The organism is Acinetobacter sp. YH12086, from assembly GCF_013419345.1.
Classification (GTDB): domain Bacteria; phylum Pseudomonadota; class Gammaproteobacteria; order Pseudomonadales; family Moraxellaceae; genus Acinetobacter; species Acinetobacter amyesii.
The window spans coordinates 348,717-372,301 of record NZ_VPAF01000001.1 but is presented as its reverse complement, the minus strand read 5'-3'; the positions used below and the strand labels follow the sequence as shown (position 1 = coordinate 372,301).

Genomic DNA, 23,585 nt, shown 5'->3' with positions numbered 1-23,585 from the left:
AATAGCGAAGACGACACGATCAAGTGGTCTAAAAGAGACTGTAATTTAAATTGTGTAATTGCCTGAATTTGCTACCTTCATATTCACAACGGAGTCAGGCAATATGATGAACGAACAAAAACTAAAAGACCTTGCAGCAGAATTTGCTTAAGGAATCAAAACAGAAGACGATCTCAACCAATTCACCCGATTGTTGACTAAACTCACTGTTGAAACGGCTCTCAATGCCGAACTTACCGAACATCTCGGACATGAAAAAAATGCCCGTAAATCTGGCTCAAATTCACGCAATGGTTATTCTAGTAAGACTGTACTTAGCGATGATGGGGAGATTGAGATCACCACACTAGGTGATCGTTATGATACTTTCGAACCTCAGTTGATTAAGAAAATCAGACCCGTATCACGCAAATGGATAACCAGATTCTATCCCTTTATGCCAAAGGTATGACCACCCGTGAAATCGTTGCTACCTTCAAGGAAATGTACGATGCCGATGTATCTCCTACGCTCATTTCCAAGGTGACTGATGCCGTCAATGAGCAGGTTGCTGAATGGCAAAACCGTCCGCTGGATGCAATCTATCCCATCGTTTATATGGACTGTATTGTGGTTAAAGTCCGTCATAATGGCAGTGTCATCAACAAGGCTGTATTCCTTGCCTTAGGCATTAATCTTGATGGACACAAAGAACTGCTCGGCATGTGGATGGCTGAGAATGAAGTTGCCAAGTTCTGGCTAAATGTTATGATTGAGCTGAAAAACCGAGGGTTGCAGGATATTCTGATCGCCTGCCTTGCGAAGCAGCGCTTCTCGGGACTAAAAGGCTTTCCTGATGCCATTAACAGCGTATACCCGCAAACCCACATCCAGCTGTGCATTATCCACATGCTACGCAACAGCTTGAAATACGTGTCATGGAAAGATTACAAGGCGGTCACTCAGGATTTAAAAGCCGTTTATCAATCACCCACTGAAGAGGCAGCCTTGATGGCCCTAGATCAATTTGCCCAAACATGGGATGACAAGTACTCACAGATCAGCAAAAGCTGGCGTACGCATTGGGAGAATCTGAATACCTTCTTTGCTTATCCAGCCGAGATACGCAAAGCCATCTACACTACCAACGCAATCGAGCCATTAAACAGCGTAATACGCCAAGCGATCAAAAAACGTAAAGTCTTTCCAACGGATGATTCTGTACGTAAAGTGATTTACCTGGCCATTGATGCTGCATCTAAAAAGTGGAATATGCCGATTCGCGACTGGCGTTTAGCCATGAGCCGCTTTATTATTGAATTCGGTGACCGCTTAAGCAATCACCTTTAAATTGATGAAAAGCAATTACACAAAATTATTTACATGCTCCATTAAAAATACATATCTCCTTTAAATCTAGATTTATATATAAATTTGAGTCTGTCAAATACAAAAAAAACAGCTCCCAACTCAATGAGAACTGTATTTTTAATACTACAAATTGATCGAAATTAAACGGCAAGTACTTTCACAATAATGGTTTGCATGTCTTCATTTTCTTCCGCCAAATAAACACGCTTTAACTCTTTGCTTTTCACTTTGAATTGATGATTTTGATACTGAATTACAGCCGGAATTTGATCAAAATACAGGCTATCTGCGTCTAATTCTTCTTGAAAAAGTGGCGTGCCCAATTGATAGTCTAGGCTTTTTAATACTACATATTTTACAGTCGTTTTCATTGAAATAAACCTACTTTTGTTACGCTCTTTATTTTAAGTTTTAACATCGTTTTCCTTCCGAAGAAACCTTTATTTCATATTTTCGTACAGCTTCTAAACAATCACGCTATTTTCGTGAATTCCACAACACACACAGTACCAACTTAGACTTTTAGTGAAATTACAGGCGAGCGAAATCAATGCTAAAATTTTAAGAATACTAATGATCATTCACCATTCTACTTTGGGGTAAGCACATGCTTAAACAGTGTTGCGATGCTTTAGAACAAAAATCCATGACTATCGCGTTTATCGAGAGTGCAAGCTCTGGTTATTTATGTAGTCAATTTTCAATTTATAAGAATAGTGGTGCAGATATCTTATTAGGTGGACTAGTGAGCTATGATCCATCAATCAAGCGTGAAATTTTAAAAGTAGATCCTCTACTAATAGAAAAATTTACGGCCGAATCCGCAGAAGTGACTCAAGCGATGGCTGAGCAAGGACAACAACTATTTTTATATGCGGACTTTGTGGTGGCCTGCACTGGATTACTCAAACCTGGTGGCAGTGCAACCGTAGAAAAACCCGAAGGTACATTTTATATTTCAATCTTACATGACGGTCGTATATATAATTATCACTATTTTATTTTGGGTACGGTGTTAGAACGCTTAGATCAGTTAACTGAAAATGTTGCTCACAGTGTATTAGACATCTTAAATGCAGAATAAAACATACATAATCTTCATATTTAAATATCATTTTGCATCGCATACTGTATTGAGGAATTTACTTATCAGGACAAGAAAATGCAGCTACGTCATTTCAATGCATTCGCAATTAGCACCCTACTGTCCTGCTCTGCTTTCGCGACGGTAGGCGGCCCTCAAAACATTGAGGTTTTGGGTTTTGATAAAAAAGACCAAAAAATCTATTTAATGCGTCATTTTGAAGATGGTCGTGGTCGTTTACCACAATTATATTATTATCAATTAAATAGCCAAAAACCGACGCAATTAATTACAGTGAAGTCTTTGTATATTAATCCAAAGACAAAACGGATTGATTACGATCAAGACAGCACCCAGTTTGATAAAGAAATCGCGAAAATAAAAAAACGTTTGGTCGAATTAACACCTGTAAATAACAATAATGCTCGAATACAGGTATTAACAACCATGAATGGCACTGCAAAATCATGGTATGACCCGAATGAAACCATTGATAAATGGACCTATCAATATCGTGTTAAAAATTCGCAGTATAAAAGCGCTGTACAAAAGGCTGAGACCTATAAAGAAGGTTTAAAAATCTCTAAAACTTATCGTGTAATGCAAAAGCCCTTTTATTTAGTGACTGTTAAATATCTAGGGATTCCATTTGAAACAGGATATAGCGTTGAAGATCCGGTTTTACTAACCAAATAGATTGTTAACTCAAATACCAAATAATAAAAAAGCCTCTTTTGAGGCTTTTTTATTACACTTCAAAATTATGCCGCTGAACGTTCTGCAATCGGCACAACTTTACGTAGTTCAGGACCTGTATAATCAGCACTTGGGCGAATAATACGATTGTCCGCACGCTGCTCCATTACATGTGCAGCCCAACCTGTTACACGTGACATTACAAAGATTGGCGTGAACAACTTGGTTGCAATATCCATGAAATGATATGCAGATGCATGGAAGAAATCAGCATTACAGAATAATTTCTTCTCACGCCACATCACTTCTTCACAGCGCACTGATACAGGATAAAGTACAGTATCACCGACGTCTTTTGCTAGGCGTTCAGACCATTTCTTGATAATGCCATTACGTGGATCGTTATCTTTGTAAATCGCATGACCAAAGCCCATGATCTTTTCTTTACGCTCAAGCTTGCCGAGCATTTCACGCTCAGCTTCTTCTGGAGACGTCCAGTTTTCGATCATTTCCATTGCGGCTTCGTTTGCACCGCCATGTAATGGACCACGAAGTGAACCAATTGCACCTGTAATACAAGAATGCATATCAGACAATGTTGATGCACATACACGCGCTGTGAATGTAGAGGCATTAAATTCATGCTCTGCATATAGAATCAGTGACACGTTCATCACTTGCTCATGCAATTCATTTGGTTTTTCACCACGCAGTAAATGTAGGAATTGTGCGCCGATTGAATCATCATCAGTGTTTTCTTCTACACGTACGCCATCATGGCTGAAACGGTACCAATAGCAGATGATTGCCGGTAGTGTTGCCAAAATACGGTCTGCAACATCTTGTTGCTCTTCAAACGATTTTTCAGTTTCTAAATTTCCAAGCATTGAAACGCCTGTACGCATCACATCCATTGGGTGCGAGTCAGCAGGAATGCGTTCTAACACCTCTTTCAACGCCTGCGGTAATTGACGCAATGATTTGAGTTTGGCTTTGTATGCTGCAAGCTGTTCTGTTGTTGGTAATTCACCAAAGAAAATCAGGTACGCGACTTCTTCAAACTGACAGTTTTCTGCCAAGTCTTGAACGTCATAACCACGATAGGTTAAGCCCGCACCACTTTTGCCTACAGTTGACAATGCAGTTTTACCAGCTACTTGTCCGCGCAGTCCTGCGCCCGTGAGTACTTTTCCTTCAGCCATTTTTTATTTTCCTTCAGTGAACAATTTATCTAAGGTGTTTTCAAAAGTGTGATAATCGAGGAATTGATAGAGTTCTTTTCGTTGTTGCATTTTATCCAGTACATTGACTTGTGTACCGTCATTGCGGATCGCATGCATTACTTCGAGTGCCGCTTTTTGCATTGCACGTGTTGGTGATAATGGGTAAAGCACCATTGCAATACCCTGCTCGCCTAGTTCTTCTTTGGTGTAGTAAGGGGTATCACCAAACTCTGTAATGTTTGCCAGTACAGGTACACCCACAGCATCGCAGACAGTTTTGTACATGGTAATATCAGTCATTGCTTCAGCAAAGATCGCATCAGCACCGGCTTCAACACATGCACATGCACGGTCAATCACTGCTTGCAGACCTTCTTTCTGCAAAGCATCTGTACGTGCCATCACCACAAAGTTTGAATCAGTTTTTGCATCGACAGCCGCTTTAATACGGTCAACCATTTCCTGCTGCGTCACAATTTCTTTGTTCGGACGGTGTCCACAGCGTTTTTGCGCGACTTGGTCTTCGATATGAACCGCTGCTGCACCCGCAGCAATCATTTGTTTCACAGTACGAGCAATGTTAAATGCACCGCCCCAACCTGTATCGATATCGACGAGTAATGGCGTATCTACACGTTCAGTAATACGACGAACATCTTCCAAAACATTGTCTAAACTGGTCATGCCTAAGTCAGGTAAACCATATGAATAGTTCGCCACACCTGCACCAGATAAATATATGGCTTTATAGCCAACTTCTTTTGCCATCATTGCTGCATAGGCATTTACTGTGCCAATGATTTGTAATGGTTTTTCGATTTCCAATGCTTGTCTAAATCTTAAGCCTGCAGACGTTTGTTGTGTCATATTCCTTTCCACGGCATTTACTTTAATTTTCGAAGTTTGAGTATATCCATATTTTTTTCCAACTCTATGGCTTTGTAGAATATTAACTCTAAAACTTTAGTCAAATATTTCACTTGTCACCTATCTGTTGTTATTCTTTAGTCAAAGATCCCTTATTTATGAGCAAAGCAGAAAAGTACTGAATTTTTTGCTATAATTATCGTCAAATCAGCTCTTTTTTTGTTAAATATTATCACTTTATGCAAGATTTAATACACATTGAACCTTTAACGCATGACCAGCCACAAACGCGGCGCGGACATGAACGATGTGTTGCGCTTTTAGAAAGTGCTACGGAGCTTTTTTTAAAACGTGGGTTTGATGCAGTTTCATTAGATGACATCGTGAATCATGCGGGTGGTTCAAAAGCGTCAATCTATAAATATTTTGGTAATAAAGACGGGTTATTTAAGGCTATTTGTGACTATCGTCGCTGCTTATTTTTCAAAGATATTTGCCTACCATTTACAGTCAGCCCTGACACCGATATTCGTGCTTATCTCATCAATACTTTAAGTGACTTTCATCAGCATATCGTGATGCCTGAAAATGCGGCATTTATGCGGTTAGTCTTAGAACAAACAGGACGTAATCCTGAAATAGCACGTTATATTCATGAGCAAGGCCCAAAACAAATTCAGAACACCGTTGCAGAAATTTTAAATCAAGCGCATCAACACGGTTTGCTGTATTGTGAAAACCCGCTGTTTTCGGCTCAATTTTATTTTGGAATTTTGCGAAATTTAGAATGGCGCGTTCTCATGGGCATCACCATTGATGAAAATGATCAAGAAACCATCAATTACATCAGTTATTGCGTCGATCGTTTCCTAGACGGTCACCAAAAGCGCTAGATTTTTTGCAATTTACCTCTCTTATAGTATATTAATCGATTCCTTTTTCTCTAACCAACCAACAACTAATTGTTGTTTTGTTTTTTGATTCAGCAATTATTGTGGAGTAACAATGGCTCTACGTCACTTTCTAACTTTACGCGATTTATCGACTTTAGAACTTAACCAAATTGTACAGCGCGGTATCGAACTCAAGCGCAAACAGCATAACAATGAAGTTTTCCAACCTTTCGTTGGTAAAGTCATGGGCATGATTTTTGAGAAATCGAGCACCCGTACACGTGTATCGTTTGAAGCAGGAATGAGCCAATTTGGTGGTAGTGCAATTTTCCTTTCATCTCGCGACTCTCAATTAGGTCGTGGTGAGCCAGTGGAAGATTCTGCACGTGTGATTTCAAGCATGCTTGATATTGTGATGATTCGTACTTTTGGTCATGACATTGTTGAACGCTTTGCTTCTTATTCAAAAGTTCCTGTCATCAATGCATTAACAGATGATCACCACCCTTGCCAATTACTTGCCGATGTTCAAACATTTGTTGAACACCGTGGTTCTATTGAAGGTAAAACGGTTGCTTGGATTGGTGATGGCAACAATATGTGTAACTCATATATTGAAGCTGCTCATATGTGGGGCTTTAAATTAAAAATCGCTGCACCTAAGGGCTATGAACCTAAAGCAGAATTTTTATCTGAATTTGCACACTGTGTGGAACTTGTTGATTCTGCCGAAGATGCTGCAGTTAATGCAGATTTAATCGTGACAGATGTTTGGGCAAGTATGGGCCAAGAAGAAGAGCAAAAAATTCGTGAAAAAGCGTTTGCTGATTATCAAGTGAATGAACGCCTGATGGATCTTGCTCACGCTGACTGCTTATTTATGCACTGCTTGCCTGCGCATCGTGGTGAAGAAATTTCTGAAAATATGCTTGACCACAAAAATGCCATGGTTTGGGATGAAGCTGAAAATCGCTTACATGCACAAAAAGCACTTGTTGAATTCTTAATTAACGAAAATCTTAAAAAAGACTAAGGTTTTACTTAGATAAAAAAGCACCTTCGGGTGCTTTTTTTGTTTTTGCATGCTTTAATAAAACCATAACTTTTATAAGTGATTAAGATTATGCGTTTAAAAAATATTTGCTTATTGGCTCTTGGATTGAGCTTATCTACTTTTAGCTTTGCTGGTGAACCAAGTGAATTAGATCAATACTTGGTGAAAAATCAGATTTTAGATAGCAATTTTAAAATTAAAAATAAAACAGGTTTAAACGAAATACTGGCTGCCATTAGTGATGAAGATTCACGCACTCTTCCCTATCAAGTTGATCAGAATATGTTGATGGAAAAAATGGAAATTGAAGCGGATAAGATTGAAATTGATGGTATTATCACCACCCCTGATTTTGCGCAATTTGAACAATCAGTCGGTGAACATAAGGTGAAGCAACTCATCAAGCATAATTCACTCCAAAACTGTGAATTACTATTCGAGCATCAATTTCAACGTGTTAATCCATATAAAATTGAAATGGATCTAAGCTCGGGTAGCAATCAATACGAAATTATCATTAAAAATACAGAGTGCAAATTTAAATAAATATCTAATTTCTTACAGCTCTTGGTTTAACTTTTGCATTGTTTAACTTAACGAATTAAACCTTGAGGCTGTAATACAATCACAGCTGTGCCCACCAACACAATGACGCCACCTAGCATATCCCAACGTGTTAGAACTACGTGATCGACAAAACGCAACCACAGTAACGCAGAAAAAATGTAGATTCCGCCATAGGCTGCATAGATACGACCCGAAGCTGCTGGATGTAACGTCAATAACCAAACAAATGCAGCCAATGCAAGCGCTGTTGGAATCCATAACCACTGCGATTTTTGCTGATTTAAAATCAAATATGGGAAGTAACAGCCTAAAATTTCCATCAGTGCTGTCAGTGCAAATAAACCAAACGTGGTCAGCACTTTTGTAAATGCTATGTCCATCATAGAAAAATCCAAATCTAGCGTCGAATAAATATAAAAAACCCGTGCAAGCACGGGTTTTTTATAAATAAATTATTTAAGCAGGTTCAGCGGTTTGGTCTTCAAACACTTCGAGTTTTAAGCCCACAGCTTTACCATTTTCTTTCTTCACTGAAACAGCAACATTGCCGCCATGTTCCGCAAGCTCACCAAACAGAATCATTTCAGCAAGCGGTTTTTTCAAATGCTCTTGGATTAAACGCTGCATTGGACGAGCGCCCATCAAGCGATCGTATCCTTGCTCAGCCATCCATTCACGTGCATCTTGATCAACTTCAAGAACCACTTTCTTATCATCTAACTGTGCCTGAAGCTCTGTTAAAAACTTATCAACCACACTTTCAATGACAGTTGTTGGCAATGCTTTAAATTGAATGACACCATCTAAACGGTTACGGAACTCTGGTGAGAAGGCTTTTTTCATCGCGTCTTGGTTGTCATTACTGTTGTCTTGATCCATGAAACCAATGCTCACACGTGAAATTGATTCTGCACCAATATTAGTCGTCAGTACTAACACGACGTTACGGAAGTCAGACTTACGACCGTTATTATCCGTTAATGAACCATGATCCATAATTTGAAGTAACAAATTAAAGACATCTGGATGTGCTTTCTCAATTTCGTCTAGTAATAGCACGCAATGCGGATTTTTATGAATCGCGTCGGTCAGCAAACCACCTTGATCAAAACCGACATAACCCGGAGGCGCACCAATTAAACGTGATACTGCATGACGTTCCATGTATTCCGACATATCGAAACGTACAAGTTCAACGCCTAACAATTTCGCCAATTGCTTAGTGACTTCAGTTTTACCCACACCTGTAGGACCCGCAAAGACAAAATTACCCACTGGCTTATCTGGTGCTTTAAGACCTGCACGAGATAATTTAATCGCAGATGCGAGCGCTTCAATGGCCTCATCCTGACCAAACACCACACGTTTCAGATCTCGCTCAAGATTTTCAAGAACGCTCTTGTCATCTTTAGACACAGTTTTCGGCGGAATACGGGCAATTTTCGATACGATATCTTCAATGTTTTCAACTGAAATGACCGTATCATCTTGCTCAGCTTTTAAACGACGCTGCGCACCAGCTTCATCAATCACATCAATGGCTTTATCAGGCAAGAAACGATCATTGATAAATTTCGCTGAAAGCTCAACCGCAGAAACCAACGCTTGATCTTCGTATTTCACATGATGGAATTCTTCAAATTTGCCTTTTAAACCGCGAAGAATATCAATCGTTTCTGAAATAGATGGCTCATTGACATCAATTTTTTGGAAGCGACGTGATAATGCATGATCTTTTTCAAAGACTTGGCGGTATTCTTGGAAAGTCGTTGAACCGATACAACGCAAAGTACCATTCGCCAAAGCTGGCTTGATGAGGTTCGATGCATCCATCGTGCTGCCCATACTTGAGCCTGCACCGATGATCATGTGAATTTCATCAATAAATAAAATAGCTTCGGGCTTTTTCTTCAAGGCATTTAGCAGTTGTTTTAAACGCTTTTCAAAATCACCACGGTATTTAGTTCCTGCAACTAAAGCACCAATGTCTAAACTAAATACTTCTGCATTTTCAAGCGGTTTAGGTGCTTTGCCATTTACAATGAGCCAAGCCAAACCTTCAGCAATCGAAGTTTTACCTACACCCGGATCACCCACCAAAAGTGGGTTGTTTTTACGGCGACGGCATAGAATTTGAGCTGTACGTTCAATCTCTTTTTCACGACCAATCAGTGGATCTGTTTTGCCTTTTTGAGCTTCAACATTGAGATTGGTCGTATATAGCTCTAATGGGCCAGAATTTGAAGACGTGGTGCTTTCACCATCGAGCTCTTCGATTTCTTCTTCGGCTTGGACTTCATCTTTACGTGTGCCATGTGACAAATACTGCGTTAATGTCAAACGGTTGATTTGATGGCGTTTAAGTAAATACACCGCAAATGAATCACGCTCTGAATACATCGCAACTAAAATGTCTGCACCTTCTACAGTGCGGTCATTACCACTCGATTGCACATGGAAAATTGCACGTTGCAAAATGCGATCAAAACTTTCTGTAGGATGTGGTGCTTGATCGCTATTTTCGCCAAGCTTAGGGGTATGTTGTTCTACGTATTCTTCAAGTTCTTTGCGAAGCACAATAATGTCTGCGCCACATGCTTTCAATGCATTAACAGCGGAATCATTATCCAGTAAAGCCAATAATAAATGTTCTACCGTCAAAAATTCATGTCTCTTTTGACGAGCCATGCTGACAGCCAAACGTAGTGATACTTCTAATTGACGACTGAGCATGTAATCCCCTTATTAATCTTTTGGCTCAATCTGACAAAGTAATGGATGACTTTGCGACCGAGCGTAATTATTGACCTGATTTGCTTTAGTCTCTGCGATGTCTCGCGGATAAACCCCTGCAACACCCTTTCCTTCATAATGTACAGTTAGCATTACTTGAGTGGCTTGGTCAAGATTCAAAGCAAAGTATTGTTGTAAAATTTCAATTACAAAGTCCATTGGGGTGTAATCATCGTTCATTAAAACGACAGCATACATAGGAGGACGCTTTAACTCAGGTGGCGCAGTCAATACTTGAATGTCTGAATCACCATCATCCTGCGTACCTTGGCTGAGAGTCGGGTTTAGATGCCAGTCCACTAAACCAGATTGGTAAAATGAATTTTTAATGTCAGATAAACACGTTTGACGCTTATTGGTTCGCATAGGATTTAGGTTTCACACTTAGTTTGCACTTGCTTCAGTTTGAGGAATTTCTGAAAGGAAGGCAGATTGATTTTCAACAGGCTGACCTTTCGACCAGCTAAAACGGCGAATAACGGGTTTAGAACCGGTTAAACGCACTTCAATAAAGTCTGGACTAAAGCCTTTTGGCATGGTCCAACGTCCAGTGAGTCGCTCACTTTCGCTAAAGTTAAAGTTTTTGTCTTCTAAAGGCACTGCAAGTACTTCTGTACCCTTAATTAGACGCAGCTCAACACTTCCAGACACATTACTTTTTGACGGACTTACTTGAACGAGATCAAGTTGGTATTCATACGCATTTTCAGGTAACGGTTTAATCGCTAAATGTTGTACTGCAAGCGGCATACCACCACGTTGGCGCAATACTTCACGATACAAAACACCCAAATTACCGGTTAATTCTTGATCATCACGTGCTTTTTTAACAGCCAAATATAAATCATTTGAATTACTTACAGCGACATCACGCTCTTGAATTGCCGCATTCAAACTTTTATTCAGGCCTGCTAATTCATTTTTTTGCTTTTGCACCACATCAACCAGTTGCTCTGCATCTGCATCATATCCGACCACAGTTAAGCCCTGACGATGACCGATACTATATCCGAGCAAACCGCTGCTCAATGCAAGTACAACTGCACCAATCGCCAGTGGCATATTCGTCTTCATAAAAGGCGTTTTTTCACTGTTTTCTGGTTCTGACTTGAAATTAGATTCTGTATTCGACATCGTCATCTCTTATTTTTAGTTCACTCAAGGCACACATTTAAATCCAGTTTTAAATGTGTGTGAAGTTTTAAATCGTTTCTTATGGTAATAAACCAATGCCTTGAAGTCCTGCATTTTCAGCAAAACTAAACATCAAGTTCATATTTTGTACGGCTTGACCTGCAGCACCTTTCACCAAGTTGTCTTGAGCCACCAAAATCACCAATTTTTTCGGTTGAGGCTTGCAAATCGCAATACGTAATTGGTTCGCACCACGCACAGTACGTGTTTCAGGTGAGCTACCTGCAGGCAACACATCTACAAACTGCTCATTGGCATAGAACTGTTCATATATGCTTTGTAAATCCGCAGAAGCACCTGCGTCTGTCAAATCAATATAGATAGTGCTGAGCATGCCACGAATCATCGGTACTAAATGCGGTACGAATAAAATTTCGTTAAACACACCTTTTTGACCTGAAATATTTTCTAAGGCTTCTACTATTTCGGGATGATGACGGTGACCCGCTACACCATATGCTTTAAAGTTATCTGCATTTTCAGAATAGATCATACCTAGGCTGGCTTTACGACCTGCACCAGACACACCTGATTTTGCATCAATAATAATGCTTTCAGGTTTCACTAATCCTTCGGCTTTTAATACTGGCGCTAAACCGAGCTGAACAGTTGTTGGGTAACAACCTGGGTTACCAATCACTGAAGCCTTTTGAATTTTTTCACGGTTTAATTCAGACAAACCATAAACTGAATCTTTTAATAGCTCTGGACAGGCATGGTCTAAACCATACCATTTCTCAAATTGAGCTAAGTCTTGCAAGCGGAAGTCTGCTGCCAAATCGATCACTTTCGTATTTGCAGCGACCAATTCTTCTGCATGCTTCATTGCTACACCATGCGGCGTCGCAAAAAATACAACGTCACATTGTTTTAGTTCTTCAATATTTAGATCTGAATAGCAAAGGTCTGTATGTCCACGCAAGCTTGGGAACATATCATCCACACGGCGGCCATTTTCAGTACGCGAAGTTAAAACTTTCACTTCCGCATTTGGGTGTCGCAGTAAAATACGCAGTAATTCAACACCTGTGTAACCTGTACCGCCGACAATACCTACTGAAATCACGCTCATTACCTCTATTCAAAGTATCCATTTGATGACTGCGTAGTATGACAGGAAGTTGAGGATTTCTGAACTGTTTTGGTTGGGTTTATTTCTTCATACAGGATAAATTTATAAAAAAACAATAGTGCTCCATAAACTGCTTCAAGCTAGGATTACAGAAACTAAGTAGCGAGTAGTAAATATAAGTTATCTAGTCAAAATAAAGTTTGATACGATCTACCTTTAAACTAATTATTTTATTGTCTAAATACCCGTATTCACTTAATAGAATTTCATCTTTAAAAAAGATATCTCCTACTGATAAAGTTCCGTTATTTAACATCCCAATAATTTCATAAGCAAAAGACTGATCAATATTTCTAAATTGAGGTGAGTTATCTGTTATCTTGGGTACATACTCATCAAATATTTCATATTCTAATTCAACATGATAAACACTATTAACGTTGAAAACAAAATTATAATCACTACAAAAAACGTTTAATATTTTTCCATCAACTTCAATCCAAAGTGATTCTTCAACATGCCCATCTTGAGACAGTATTTTAATTTTATAACTCATTTGTATACCCCCTATTTTTCCACCCACCACCAAGGCATTGCCGTCATTTTTAGTATTTTTCGATGCTGCTGAAAATTTATATCATGCTTTTGCACTTCAGCCCAAAAATTTAGACTATGATCAAAGTGCTTAGTATGCGCTAACTCATGTACAGCCACATAACGCGTGATTTCCAACGGAAAAAGTACCAGCCCACTATTCAACATAATGTCATGCTTTGCAGAACAGCTGCCCCAGCGAGTTTTGGGCTGACGAATTGAGCAATCACCATATTTCAAGCCTGTTTCACTGCTCACTTGCTTTAAATAAATTGGTAAATACTCTTTGGCATAAGCAATCACAAAGCTTTTTAAATATTGCTCAGGCTGCCGAACACTGATGAAAAGCTGATGCTTTTCTTCATCTAAGATGAATGAGTTTTTTTGTACTTTATAAACAATACTTAGAGGCTGCTCTAAATTGAATAGTTTTAATTCTACTGGTAGCGTTTTATCAATCTGCCCTGTTTTTTCCTGCTGCTTCTGCCATGTCTCAATCATCCATTGTTCCGATTGTTTAAGAAAATCTTGAACTTGGCGCTGTGTACAAAACTGGGGAACCGTTAATTTAATTTGAGTTGGTTCTACACGCAGTCTTAGGCGTGTGGCACGTAATTTTCGGGTGATTTGAATTTCAGGAAGGTTGGGAGTCATATTTTTTATTAATTTTAAATCCTCCCTAACCCTCCTTTTACAAAGGAGGGAAAACCACCTAAATAAATTCAGGTGAAAAGTCCCCCTTTATCAAAGGGGGATTTAGGGGGATTCTAATAGAACAGATTAAACCGCAGTACGCTCTTCAATACCGTTATCAGTGGCTACAACAGCAATATCCGCCTTGTTTAGAGCAAAGATACCGTTACACACTACACCCGGAATGTCATTCAAAGTCTTTTCAAGCTCTAAAGCATTTAAGATATTTAAGTTGTGTACGTCTAAAATTACATTACCGTTATCAGTTACTACGCCTTCACGGTACACAGGGTCGCCGCCTAAAGAGACAATTTTACGCGCAACAGCAGAACGTGCCATTGGAATCACTTCTACAGGAAGCGGGAATTCACGTGCCAACTGATCAACCCATTTAGAATCATCTACGATACAAACGAATTTTTTCGCAATTGATGCAACGATTTTTTCACGAGTCAACGCAGCGCCGCCGCCTTTAATCATGTGCATATGACGGTCGATTTCATCAGCGCCATCCACATAGGCATCTAAACCACCAACATGGTTCATATCAACCACTTCAATGCCTAATTTTTTCAAACGTTGTGCAGTTGCTTCAGAACTTGCAACAGCAGCTTCAAGTTGAAGCTCTGGCAATAATTCGATGAGGAAGTTCACAGTACTTCCTGTACCAACACCCAAAATGCCGCCCTTTGGCAAATGCTTTAACGCAGCTTTTGCGGCAGCTTGTTTCTTTTCATCTTGGGTAGCATACAGACTCATAACTTGGCTCAACTATTTTTTGACATTTGTTGCTGATTTTACAGCCCAAATGTACGGGTGTTTGTTACAATGAACGCCTATTTTAAACTGTTAGATGGAAAATTAACATGCTGTCTCGTTTGGTTCGACAAATATTACAGGCAACGGTCTATGACGTTGCAATCGAAACCCCACTCGAAGCAGCGCCACGAATTAGTGAAAAACTAAACAATAACATTCGCTTTAAACGCGAAGATTTACAACCTGTCTTTTCTTTCAAGCTACGCGGTGCCTACAACCGTATTAGTCAATTACCGAAATCTCAGTTGGAACGTGGCGTTATTACTGCTTCTGCAGGTAACCATGCTCAAGGCGTGGCATTATCTGGTAAAAAGTTGGGTATTCGCGCCATTATTGTTATGCCTAAAACCACACCAGACATTAAAGTACAAGCGGTTAAACGCTTAGGCGGTGAAGTGGTTCTGCATGGCGATTCTTTTGATGTAGCCAATAAATACGCAATCCAATGTGCAAAAGATGAAGGTATGACCTTTATTCCACCTTATGACGACGAACTCGTTATGGCCGGTCAAGGAACCATTGCCAACGAAATTTTGCGTCAATGGCGTGATGTAGACTATGTATTTGTTGCTGTGGGCGGTGGTGGTCTCATTGCCGGTGTAGCTGCTTACTTAGGTGATGTGGCACCGCATGTTAAAGTCATTCCTGTTGAATATGACGAATCAGCATGTTTAAAAGCAGCCTTTGAAGCTAATGAACGTGTCATTCTTCCATCTGTAGGTTTATTTGCCGACGGTACAGCAGTTGCTCAAATTGGTGAAAAACCATTTGAAGTGATTCAGCTACAAAAATCAGATAACTCAGGCCCTATTGTTGAGCGTGAAGTTGTACTGGTAAATACCGATGAAATCTGTGCAGCGATTAAAGATACCTTTGATGAATGCCGCAGCATTGTAGAACCGTCAGGTGCAATGGCGCTTGCAGGTATTAAGAAGTATGTTGCTGAGCATGGTCTAGAAGGCAAGAATATGGTATCGATTGTTTGCGGTGCAAACATGAACTTTGACCGTCTGCGCTACATTGCAGAACGTACCGAACTGGGTGAACGCAAAGAAGCGATCTTTGCTGTGACCATTCCAGAAGAAAAAGGTTCTTTCCTTAAATTCTGCCGTGCACTACAAGGCCGTAACATCACTGAGTTTAACTACCGCGCAAGCAACTCAAGTGCCGCTCAAGTATTTGTGGGTATCAGTCTCAAAAATGGCGAAAAAGAACGTCAGGAAATTTTTGAAACCTTAAAATTCCAATACGATGTAGACGATCTTTCCGATGATGAAGTGGCTAAACTGCATATCCGTTATTTGATTGGCGGTCATGCCGATATTGAAAATGAACGCCTATTCCGCGTGGAATTCCCCGAACGTCCGGGCGCACTACTGACTTTCTTAGAACGTCTTGGACCTACACATAACATCACCCTATTCCACTACCGTAACCACGGTGCTGCGGAAGGTCGTGTATTGGTGGGTATGGAAGCAACTGATGCGAAACAAAACCCAGATGGTTTAATTGAAACATTGGAAAATATTACCTATCCATATGCTGAGATTACCAATAACCTTGGTTATCAACGTTTCTTGAAATAAATAAAACTTCTATAAAAAAGCTGGGATCTAGATTCCAGCTTTTTTATTTGTATCAACTATTTTCTACATCAAAATGAATATATTCATCAATTTAATTCATCAACGCTGTCATTGTTGTTAAATTCACCACACCCTATAATCCATTAAAAATAAAATAGATATTTAAAATTGAATTTTTATGCCTTATTTATGATCGTTATTGTGGGTATAGGTGGACATTATTATGTATATCCGGCTTATCAACTTAAGCAAGAGGAAGATAAGATTCGTCAAAGTATGAAACAAATTCCAAATCAGTCCCGTACGCAAAATCTAGAAAATATTTACGGCTATACCGCGCAGGCTGAAATGTTGAATCAATATCCAAATTACATTGTATATATTCGCTTTGATGAGCTAAGTGATCAAACCGCTCCCGAATCTGTTCAAGCCATTATCCGTGAATTTTCATGCGATGGCTTAAACCGTTTAAAGAACAATTCCGAGCTCGTTCGTAAAGCTACCCTAAATGTCATTAAAGAAGATCAACATCAATTTCAATATATTCTAAAAAATAAATTAGGCTATGAAATTTTTAAATATCAACAAGTTATGGATAATTGCCCCAGTATTGCTGAACTTTATGCCTATCAAAACACTGAAGAAATTAAAAATTAGAGCTTTTCGGTTTAGATGGATTATGTAAATTTTCATAGCCGCTCTAGGCTGAACAAGCTAACATCAACATATTCAATAACTTTAGAATAATTTAGGAATACGGCATGGCTCAATTCGCTGTGATTGGCTTAGGAAGTTTTGGCGCAACTGTAGCCACAGAACTCATGGGTTTAAAACACGATGTCATTGGAATCGATAGCAACAAAAAGTTTGTTGAAAGTATTTCGGACCAACTGACCCATGCAGTGATTGCTGATGCAACAGATGAGCACGTTTTACAAGAACTCAATATTCAAAATTGTGAAGCCGTCGTAGTCGCAATTGGTGAAGATATTGAAGCCAGCATCTTATGTGTGCTCCATCTTAAAAATATGGGGATCAACAAAATTTGGGCCAAAGCTAAGTCCAAAGCGCATCACATGATTTTAACCCATTTAGGTATCAGCAAAATCATCCACCCTGAAGAAGATATGGGCGTCCGTGTTGCCCAGTCACTGAGTTATCCGATGGTGAGTCGCTACATGGTGCTCGAAGATGATCATTATTTGGTGAAGGTTGAAATTAAAGAATCACAACAAGGTACGCGTTTAAATCAAATTATGGATCATGTCCCTGAAGTGAAGACGATTCTGCATAAACGTGGCACCGAGCTTCAATATAGTTTAGATCCGAACCTGATCTTACAAACTGGTGATATTTTAGTGGTTGAAGGTTTACTCGAACATTTACGTCGACTGGCTAAACACTTTAAAGCAACTTTGTAATCAGCGTCGTGTCTATTTGCACACAATCGCGCAAGATGACAGTAGAAAAACATGAAACTGCACAATAAACAGCGTAATACCATTAATCTTAGCCCACCCAGTATTTTGGCATTGGGTTTTCTTGGGCTTATTATCATTGGCACCTTGCTGTTAAAACTCCCTTATTCACATCATGGCGATTTAAGTTGGATCAATGCCCTCTTTACAGCGACCTCTGCCGTAACCATTACAGGACTTTCAGTTGTAAATGTCGGCGAGGCCTATACGGTATTTGGTAAAGTCGTGATTATGGGTTTACTACAATGCGGCGGTCTCGGCTTTATGACCTTTGCGATATTAGCCGCTATGAGTTTGTCCCCTAAAATTGGGCTAAAACAACAAATTATGGCTCAAGAAACCATTGGACAGACCAGCCTTGCCAAAGTGACCATGACCATCAAAGGCGTACTGCTGTATTCACTATTTTTTGAAATGGTGGGAACGGTAATTTTGACCATCGCTTGGATGCAAGAATACAATTTTAACCAGGCCCTGTTTTATGCTGCCTTTTATAGTGTTTCAGCATTTAATAATGGTGGATTTTCATTATTTCCCAATAGTTTAATGAGCTTTGCTGACCGTTATTTCATTACGTTTACCATCAGTATGCTTTACATCATTGGTGGTATCGGCTTTTTGGTACTAATGGACATTAAGCGCAATAAAAGTTGGAAAAAACTCAGCACCAATAGCAAGCTGATTTTATCGACTATTGCGGGTTTAAATGTCTTTGCCTTCATCACCATTTGGTTATTAGAAGCCAATAATGCTGCTACCTTAGCTACGATGTCACTTGGTGACCAAGCCCTCAACGCATGGTTCCATGCAACGGTTCCGCGCTCTTCGGGTTTTAACAGCTTACCCATGGAAAGCATGAGCGATGCATCATCACTCATCACGATGTTACTGATGTTTATTGGAGGTGGTTCTCTCAGTACAGCTGGTGGCATCAAAGTCGGGACGTTTATTATTGTTGTACTCAGTGTGGTCAGTTTTTTAAGACGTGAAGATGAACTGCGTGTGTTTAACCACTCTGTTTCAGAAAAAACCACCTTTAAAGCATTAGCGGTAATTTTCATTACAGTGACGTTGATATTTATTGGTTTTTTCAGTCTATTGCTTCTCGAACCTGATAAACGCTTTTTAGATTTGCTGTTCGAAGCGGTATCCGCTGCTTGCACCGTTGGTCTATCTCGTGGCATCACCAGCGACTTACAACCCGCCAGTTTAGTCGCCCTGATGTTATTAATGTTCGCAGGCCGCCTTGGACCCTTAACACTGGCTTATCTGATTGCTACACCAAAGAAGAGTCGTTTAAAACACCCGCCTTCTGAGATCCAAATCGGTTGATTTATACATTTTCTCTCAGTCATAAAAAACCACGCCGTAGCGTGGTTTTTTTATTTGCGAATCTTTAGAACCAATTCATTAATGACACACCGACACCGACATAGGTTGCCCGATGGTTATAGTCAATCAGGCTTTCACCATAGCCATCAAACAATTGAACTGTGCCGCGCAATTTACCATTGATTGGGAAAGTCCAATCGAACTGCACAGCACCATGTGAATCATCACCACCTTTCAATGAATGACGTAACATCAAACTAAAGTCATGATCTTTATGACGATAAAATGCTGTTAAATCCCCACGTCCCACATAATCGGTAATATCTGGGTTGTTATCATCTTTGGTATCTTCTTCGAAACGATACCAAGGACGTAACATCAGTGCAAAATTGTCACGTTCAAATCCTAGATTTAACATGACACGGTTCCAACTCCGCGATAAGGGATCAGAACGTCCATTAGACTGATGGTTAAAGGTTAGACCCAACATACGCCAGTTCAAACCCAAGAGTTCATAGTTGGTACGAAAAACCAGACTGGCTTCAGGTTCATAGTTGGTTTCACGGAATGGTCGAGATTCATCTTCGTTGTAGACTTGCCAACGAGAAGACTGGGTATAGCCCAACCAGATATCACCATTATCACCAAATAAGTTTTCAACAGCTTTGGTTTTTAATGATAATTGGAACTTGGCTTCCATCGATTTCAGGTTTTGTTCCTGATCGGCTTGTACCGTGTTATTTTCATTCGGGCTAGATGGACGTTCATTTTTATCCGACGTCCAATATCCCGGCATTAAATACACAGGTTGATAGCCGCGAATATTCCATGTTCCCAATTTACTTTCTGGAGAAAGCTCCCAACGACTATCCAATAATGAAAGATTTGGATTGAGGTTCGGTGCTTCTACAGCAAATAAACGGTCCGTAAACGCATGACTGACTTTTTCTTTGAAAGTTAGCTTCTCTGTCGGTTCAGGCTTAATTTCTTGTGCGGCTTGACGCTCAGAGACCAACATTTCTTTTTCAGCAGGTTGCACTTTAAACAAAGCGTCATAACACGATAATCGCTCTGCATTTGACTCAAGTGCCACACATGCTTCTGCGGTTGCAGGCTTAGCAGCCACATCCGCATTTTGTGCATTTACAGTACTGACATACATTGAACTGAGCGCAATGAGGCTCAGTTGCAATGTCGTACGCTCAAGAGATTTGAACGCCATAAAAACCCCTTTTTTGTTTTAATTCACTTGTTTTATTTCGAAACCAAGCTCAACCAAAGTATCTCGCTTAGCCACCGGTGCAACCACAGCTTTTGTCGGTTGTTGTTCAACCAAATACGCCACAGCAACACGTTTTAGATCTTCCAAAGTCACATTCAAAAGACGTTCACGTAACATTTGACGGAAAGCTGGCGTGCGTTTATGCAATAAAGCATAACAAGCTGTAATGGCTTCACCCGCTGGTGATCCTGGTTTATCCATGCTAGCAATTAGGCCCAAAATCGCTTCTTCTAGCTGATGAGGTTGTTGTTCAGCATTCAGTAGCCACTGCACACTTGCGTCAAAATCTTTAAACGTTTCAGCTAAACGTGGGTCACGGTAGCTATAGAAACGGAATGAACATGCATTACCGTCATAGCTTGCACCACCACCATAAGCACCACCTTTTTCACGAATCGCGCTATGTAAGAAGCCATTCCGTAAATAAGCCGCCAAAATCATTAAAGGTGCTGCATCTGGATGCGACACTTCCACCGCAGGATATGCTGAAGCACAGAACTGAACATTGGCTTGAATGAGCCAAGCTTCGTCATTGTTGCTATCTGCAAAATTCACTTGAGTTAAAGCATGCGGGTTATCATCAATCGCCACTTTATCCCAAATGGTTTGAACTTCTTCAACCAATCTGTCTGAATGATGCTCCTCACACACCACCAAGAATTGTTTTGGTGCTTTAAGCAAACGGTTGTGAATTAACTTAAGCTCATCAATCAAAGCATTATAAGCCGTGTCGTCTTGCTCAATTTTGCTGACAAGTTCTGACAACCAGTTCAGCGCGCCTAGGCCTGTATTATGATAATCACGTAACGCCAATGCACTATGTTGACGACCTGCAATTTGCATTGCATAGCTATGACCAGAGCCAGAAACACGTGAATGCCAACGTGCTTTACGTTGTTGCAATAACTCTACGATACGGTTTTTCTCATCAAAACGTAGCTGTTCAAAAGCCAATTTCAATAAGCGAATTGCTTCAAGATTATTCACCAATGATTTAGTGGTCAACGTTAGCCAAGCACTAATTTGACCTTTATCGTCCACTTTTGAACGCAGGGATGCACCCATACCTAAACCGCCACTCACAGCTGTTTGCAACTGTTGTAGCTCTAAGTAGTCGTATTCACCTGCACCAACTTCACCCATCAAAATCGACAAGAGGTTGAAATACGGCGATTGCACCACTTCATCAGGAATCTGAATCAAAACTTGTTGGTAATAAAGACCATTGGTGCCTGCGTGGTAAAGATTTAACGGTGTATCTAATCCATTACTGATAATTTCGCGTAATTGACCTTGTACAATCTGTAATTGTGCAGGAACGTCTTCTAAACCTACTTTAGGCAATAGGTTCAAATCATCTGGGGTATCTTGACGAATGTTCAGTGCTTCAGTCTGCGCAATAATCTCTGCTTTTTGCGCTTCAGTTAAGTTCGCAACAATTTCTTTTAAACGTGCTTTTTCTGCTGCCGCTTCCAACGCATTTTTTTCAGCATCTGGAACCAAAGTTAATTGCACACGATGTTGATTATCAAGCAAGTAAGTTTTGATTAAGTTAGATAACCACATTGGGTCTTTCAACTCTTCCTTCACTTGTTCAATGGCCGTATCCACATCCCAAACATCCACAGGGTCTGAATGGTGAATCGCACTGCTTAAACCATTCAGAATTAAGCTTAGGCCATATGGTGTACCATCACCATTAATTTCACGCTGATGCAATTCAATTTGATGCAAAATCGCCTCAACGAAAGTCGGATCAACAGGCTTAGCCGCAACGTCTTCTAATACTTTAAACACGCCATTTTTAAATTGTTCTGCATGCTCAGGGTTTGAACCTTGAATTGCACAGTAGAACGTCATTTCATAGTTTGAGTCATCTACGCCCATGAATGGACCAGTCGACTGTGCATAACCACAGGTTTCTAAGTAATGACGTAATGGTGAAGCAGAATCTTCAAGCAATACCCCCTCAACCAAACGCATACCTAAACGTAATTTGATATTACTTGCTTCTGGCAATAACCAAGAAAGCACATGATAGGTTTTGTCTTTGAGGTCTTCAGCATCAACTGCATACGTTTCAGTTACAGTTACAGGCGCAGTTAAACGACGTTCAGGTTTTGAATACAGCGTTTGACCTTTTTCAAATTTAGACAAAGCAAGCGTTTCAAACTGTTCTTGTAAATTATATGCAGGCTCATTACCAAAGGTCATGAACACCGCATTACTTGGGTGATAATGTGATTTGTAGAAACTGACCAACTCTTCATAGCTTAAGTCAGGAATGTCTTTCGGATCACCGCCTGAGTTGTAGTGATATGTTGTTTCTGGGAATAAATGATGGGCAAGTTGGTGATACAATTGATCTGAAGGTGAACTCATTGCACCTTTCATTTCATTAAATACCACGCCTTTATATACAGCTTCGCCATTTTCTAGCTCAATACGAATCCCTTCTTGCGCAAAATCAAGCGGGTTCAAATTCGCAGCAAAAGCAGCATCCATATAAACTTCTAACAAGTTTTGGAAATCTTTTTTGTTTTGCGTTGCAAATGGATATGCTGTCCAATCCGCTGCGGTAAACGCGTTCATAAATGTATTGAGTGAACGACGAATCATTAAAAAGAATGGGTCACGTACAGGGAACTTTTCTGAGCCACACAGTGCTGTATGCTCAAGAATATGCGCCTCACCTTTTGAATCCATCGGCTGCGTACGGAAGGCAACTAAAAATACGTTTTCGTCATGGTTTGTGGCTAAGTGATAATGCACTGCGCCAGTCACTTTGTGTTTATATTCAGACACTAAAATGTCTAAAGCTTCAACATGATGTTGACGAATCAACTGAAACGCGGGATGTACAGTTTGAGAAATGGTTTCAGTGACATCTACAGTCATGTGTGCTCCTAATCTATTCATTTAAATTAGGCAAAGTATACCTTAAAAAATCACAACTAGATTCACCGAAACAACATTTCCAACTGTTTTAATCAACTTGAACTTTAATT

22 protein-coding genes and 1 pseudogene are annotated in these 23,585 nt (G+C 40.0%); 10 read left to right on the top strand and 13 right to left on the bottom strand.

Translation table 11 applies throughout. The annotated features are described in order from the left end of the window. The first annotated feature begins 154 nt into the window (after positions 1-154). A pseudogene (locus FTU29_RS01865) lies at positions 155-1,329 on the top strand (IS256 family transposase). A gap of 161 nt (positions 1,330-1,490) precedes the next feature. Here the strand turns inward: FTU29_RS01865 and FTU29_RS01860 are convergent. Continuing rightward, complete coding sequence (locus tag FTU29_RS01860) at positions 1,491-1,721, bottom strand: hypothetical protein (RefSeq protein WP_078190858.1); 231 nt, start codon at positions 1,719-1,721, stop codon at positions 1,491-1,493. A 236-nt stretch (positions 1,722-1,957) separates the two neighbouring features. Between FTU29_RS01860 and FTU29_RS01855 the strand changes: the two genes are divergently transcribed. Further along, on the top strand, positions 1,958-2,434 hold the full coding sequence (locus FTU29_RS01855) for a CinA family protein (protein ID WP_180120012.1): 477 nt from the start codon (positions 1,958-1,960) through the stop codon (positions 2,432-2,434). A gap of 78 nt (positions 2,435-2,512) precedes the next feature. Beyond that, positions 2,513-3,130, top strand: a complete 618-nt coding sequence (locus FTU29_RS01850) for an aminotransferase (RefSeq protein ID WP_180120010.1) — start codon at positions 2,513-2,515, stop codon at positions 3,128-3,130. A 65-nt stretch (positions 3,131-3,195) separates the two neighbouring features. On the opposite strand, the gene prpC is transcribed toward FTU29_RS01850, so the two are convergent. Continuing rightward, positions 3,196-4,332: a 2-methylcitrate synthase gene (prpC, locus tag FTU29_RS01845; protein ID WP_111883699.1), complete on the bottom strand. Its 1,137-nt coding sequence runs from the start codon at positions 4,330-4,332 to the stop codon at positions 3,196-3,198. A gap of 3 nt (positions 4,333-4,335) precedes the next feature. Beyond that, the gene (gene prpB, locus FTU29_RS01840) at positions 4,336-5,220 is read right to left on the bottom strand and encodes a methylisocitrate lyase (protein WP_111883701.1); all 885 of its coding nucleotides are present in this window, start codon (positions 5,218-5,220) and stop codon (positions 4,336-4,338) included. A gap of 239 nt (positions 5,221-5,459) precedes the next feature. Between prpB and FTU29_RS01835 the strand changes: the two genes are divergently transcribed. The 3 genes from FTU29_RS01835 to FTU29_RS01825 all read left to right on the top strand — a co-directional run bounded on the left by FTU29_RS01835 (position 5,460) and on the right by FTU29_RS01825 (position 7,713). Continuing rightward, positions 5,460-6,113: a TetR/AcrR family transcriptional regulator gene (locus FTU29_RS01835; RefSeq protein ID WP_078188637.1), complete on the top strand. Its 654-nt coding sequence runs from the start codon at positions 5,460-5,462 to the stop codon at positions 6,111-6,113. Positions 6,114-6,225: 112 nt separating this feature from the next. Next, positions 6,226-7,146, top strand: coding sequence for an ornithine carbamoyltransferase (gene argF / locus FTU29_RS01830; RefSeq protein ID WP_180120008.1), 921 nt, complete (start codon positions 6,226-6,228; stop codon positions 7,144-7,146). 90 nt (positions 7,147-7,236) lie between these two features. Continuing rightward, positions 7,237-7,713, top strand: a complete 477-nt coding sequence (locus tag FTU29_RS01825) for a hypothetical protein (RefSeq protein ID WP_180120006.1) — start codon at positions 7,237-7,239, stop codon at positions 7,711-7,713. 47 nt (positions 7,714-7,760) lie between these two features. Here FTU29_RS01825 and FTU29_RS01820 read toward each other — a convergent pair whose 3' ends face one another. The 8 genes from FTU29_RS01820 to rpiA all read right to left on the bottom strand — a co-directional run bounded on the left by FTU29_RS01820 (position 7,761) and on the right by rpiA (position 14,839). Next, the gene (locus tag FTU29_RS01820; protein ID WP_180120361.1) at positions 7,761-8,114 is read right to left on the bottom strand and encodes a YnfA family protein; all 354 of its coding nucleotides are present in this window, start codon (positions 8,112-8,114) and stop codon (positions 7,761-7,763) included. A 76-nt stretch (positions 8,115-8,190) separates the two neighbouring features. After that, positions 8,191-10,467 carry an ATP-dependent Clp protease ATP-binding subunit ClpA gene (clpA, locus tag FTU29_RS01815; RefSeq protein ID WP_078188640.1) on the bottom strand — a complete coding sequence of 759 codons (2,277 nt, stop codon included), beginning with the start codon at positions 10,465-10,467 and terminating at the stop codon, positions 8,191-8,193. 12 nt (positions 10,468-10,479) lie between these two features. Further along, complete coding sequence (clpS, locus tag FTU29_RS01810) at positions 10,480-10,893, bottom strand: ATP-dependent Clp protease adapter ClpS (RefSeq protein ID WP_078188641.1); 414 nt, start codon at positions 10,891-10,893, stop codon at positions 10,480-10,482. An 18-nt stretch (positions 10,894-10,911) separates the two neighbouring features. Beyond that, positions 10,912-11,661 carry a hypothetical protein gene (locus FTU29_RS01805; protein ID WP_180120004.1) on the bottom strand — a complete coding sequence of 250 codons (750 nt, stop codon included), beginning with the start codon at positions 11,659-11,661 and terminating at the stop codon, positions 10,912-10,914. 79 nt (positions 11,662-11,740) lie between these two features. Then, positions 11,741-12,793: an N-acetyl-gamma-glutamyl-phosphate reductase gene (gene argC, locus FTU29_RS01800; protein ID WP_180120002.1), complete on the bottom strand. Its 1,053-nt coding sequence runs from the start codon at positions 12,791-12,793 to the stop codon at positions 11,741-11,743. A gap of 184 nt (positions 12,794-12,977) precedes the next feature. Continuing rightward, entirely contained in the window at positions 12,978-13,349 is a 372-nt protein-coding gene (locus FTU29_RS01795) for a hypothetical protein (protein ID WP_180120001.1), read from the bottom strand. Between the two features lie 11 nt (positions 13,350-13,360). Beyond that, the gene (locus tag FTU29_RS01790; protein WP_180119999.1) at positions 13,361-14,041 is read right to left on the bottom strand and encodes a SprT family zinc-dependent metalloprotease; all 681 of its coding nucleotides are present in this window, start codon (positions 14,039-14,041) and stop codon (positions 13,361-13,363) included. Between the two features lie 126 nt (positions 14,042-14,167). Next, positions 14,168-14,839, bottom strand: coding sequence for a ribose-5-phosphate isomerase RpiA (gene rpiA, locus FTU29_RS01785; RefSeq protein ID WP_078188646.1), 672 nt, complete (start codon positions 14,837-14,839; stop codon positions 14,168-14,170). 107 nt (positions 14,840-14,946) lie between these two features. Here rpiA and ilvA point away from each other — a divergent pair, with 107 nt between their 5' ends. From ilvA to FTU29_RS01765, 4 genes are all read left to right on the top strand, one after another. Then, a complete protein-coding gene (ilvA, locus tag FTU29_RS01780; RefSeq protein ID WP_180119997.1) occupies positions 14,947-16,485 on the top strand; it encodes a threonine ammonia-lyase, biosynthetic in 1,539 nt (512 codons plus the stop codon). A gap of 189 nt (positions 16,486-16,674) precedes the next feature. After that, positions 16,675-17,142, top strand: a complete 468-nt coding sequence (locus tag FTU29_RS01775; protein WP_180119996.1) for a hypothetical protein — start codon at positions 16,675-16,677, stop codon at positions 17,140-17,142. Between the two features lie 104 nt (positions 17,143-17,246). Next, positions 17,247-17,906, top strand: coding sequence for a TrkA family potassium uptake protein (locus FTU29_RS01770; RefSeq protein ID WP_078188649.1), 660 nt, complete (start codon positions 17,247-17,249; stop codon positions 17,904-17,906). Positions 17,907-17,957: 51 nt separating this feature from the next. Beyond that, entirely contained in the window at positions 17,958-19,295 is a 1,338-nt protein-coding gene (locus FTU29_RS01765; RefSeq protein ID WP_078188650.1) for a TrkH family potassium uptake protein, read from the top strand. Between the two features lie 64 nt (positions 19,296-19,359). On the opposite strand, the gene FTU29_RS01760 is transcribed toward FTU29_RS01765, so the two are convergent. Together FTU29_RS01760 and FTU29_RS01755 are read right to left on the bottom strand one after the other, a co-directional pair. After that, a complete protein-coding gene (locus FTU29_RS01760) occupies positions 19,360-20,517 on the bottom strand; it encodes a phospholipase A (RefSeq protein WP_180022830.1) in 1,158 nt (385 codons plus the stop codon). 18 nt (positions 20,518-20,535) lie between these two features. Then, positions 20,536-23,475, bottom strand: a complete 2,940-nt coding sequence (locus tag FTU29_RS01755; protein ID WP_180119994.1) for an insulinase family protein — start codon at positions 23,473-23,475, stop codon at positions 20,536-20,538. Positions 23,476-23,585 lie beyond the last annotated feature (110 nt).